Origin of the sequence: Bacteroides sp. AF25-38AC (assembly GCF_003602995.1) — a bacterium.
GTDB lineage: Bacteria > Bacteroidota > Bacteroidia > Bacteroidales > Bacteroidaceae > Bacteroides > Bacteroides uniformis.
In genome coordinates this window covers 1-1,596 of sequence record NZ_QTMD01000080.1, presented here as the reverse complement: position 1 = coordinate 1,596, position 1,596 = coordinate 1, and the positions used below count along the sequence as shown (strand labels likewise).

1 protein-coding gene is annotated in these 1,596 nt (G+C 43.5%); it reads left to right on the top strand.

Features of this window, described 5'->3' with window-relative positions; all coding sequences use genetic code 11:
• The first annotated feature begins 137 nt into the window (after positions 1-137).
• Positions 138-1,427, top strand: coding sequence for an IS1380-like element IS612B family transposase (locus tag DWY55_RS21755; protein WP_005838247.1), 1,290 nt, complete (start codon positions 138-140; stop codon positions 1,425-1,427).
• Positions 1,428-1,596 lie beyond the last annotated feature (169 nt).

Genomic DNA, 1,596 nt, shown 5'->3' with positions numbered 1-1,596 from the left:
CCTTAATTCCGCAACACTATAATTTAACTTTATTTATAAGTTCCTGAGCAACAAAAAGTTGCCCAGGATTTTGCCATGTCAGAATTTTCACTTATCTTAGTGTTGCAAAAAGAAAACAAGCAAAACTCTAATATGACATGGCAAAAATACAAATTAAATCTGAGAAACTCACACCTTTTGGAGGAATTTTTTCAATCATGGAGAAATTTGACTCCATGCTTTCACCCGTTATCGACTCAACACTGGGTCAGAGATGCAGCAGTATCTTCGGATATCAGTTCAGCGAGATAGTCCGTTCGCTGATGAGCGTTTATTTCTGTGGCGGCTCATGCGTGGAAGATGTAACGTCACAACTGATGCGCCATCTCTCGTATCATCCTACCCTTCGTACATGCAGCTCTGATACCATCCTCAGAGCCATCAAGGAACTGACACAGGAAAACATCTCCTATACTTCCGACCAAGGCAAGACCTATGATTTCAATACTGCAGACAAACTCAACACATTGCTTATAAACGCTTTGGTTTCTACAGGCGAGTTGAAGGAAATTGAGGAATACGATGTTGACTTTGACCATCAGTTCCTTGAAACGGAGAAGTATGATGCAAAACCGACCTACAAAAAGTTCCTCGGCTACAGGCCTGGCGTATATGTTATCGGTGACAAGATAGTCTATATCGAGAACAGCGATGGTAACACGAATGTGCGTTTTCATCAGGCAGACACCCATAAGAGATTCTTCGCTCTTCTGGAATCCCAGAACATCCGTGTAAATCGCTTCAGGGCAGACTGCGGTTCCTGCTCGAAGGAAATCGTCAGTGAGATAGAGAAGCATTGCAAACATTTCTACATCCGTGCCAACCGATGCAGTTCGCTCTACAATGACATCTTTGCTCTGAGAGGATGGAAGACGGAGGAGATTAACGGCATCCAGTTCGAACTCAATTCCATTCTCGTTGAGAAATGGGAAGGCAAGTGCTATCGTCTTGTCATCCAGAGACAAAAGCGCATGGATGGAGAGCTTGACTTGTGGGAAGGTGAATACACCTACAGATCCATTCTTACCAACGATTATGACTCATCAACAAGAGACATCGTCGAATTTTACAACAAGCGTGGGGGCAAAGAGCGTATATTCGATGATATGAACAACGGATTCGGCTGGAACAGGCTCCCCAAGTCGTTCATGTCAGAGAACACTGTATTCCTTCTGCTTACGGCATTGATACACAATTTCTATAAGACCATCATTAGCAAGCTTGACACCAAGGCTTTCGGGCTCAAGGAAACGAGTCGCATAAAGGCTTTTGTCTTCAGCTTCATCTCCGTACCTGCCAAGTGGATCATGACAGCAAGGCAATACGTGCTGAATATCTATACTGAAAACCGGGCTTATGCAAGACCTTTCAAAACTGGATTCGGATAAAGTCCGTTCCTTATGGTTTTAATCTGCGTATTGCCTCAAGTCGCATTGTGGGGTAAGGGGAAGGTATGCACAAATCGGACAAAATTCACGCTCATACTATCATGATGCATAGTGTTCAAGCTCTTTACTGCAATTGAGATTGCCATTGAGATTGCTTGCGGATTTTAGG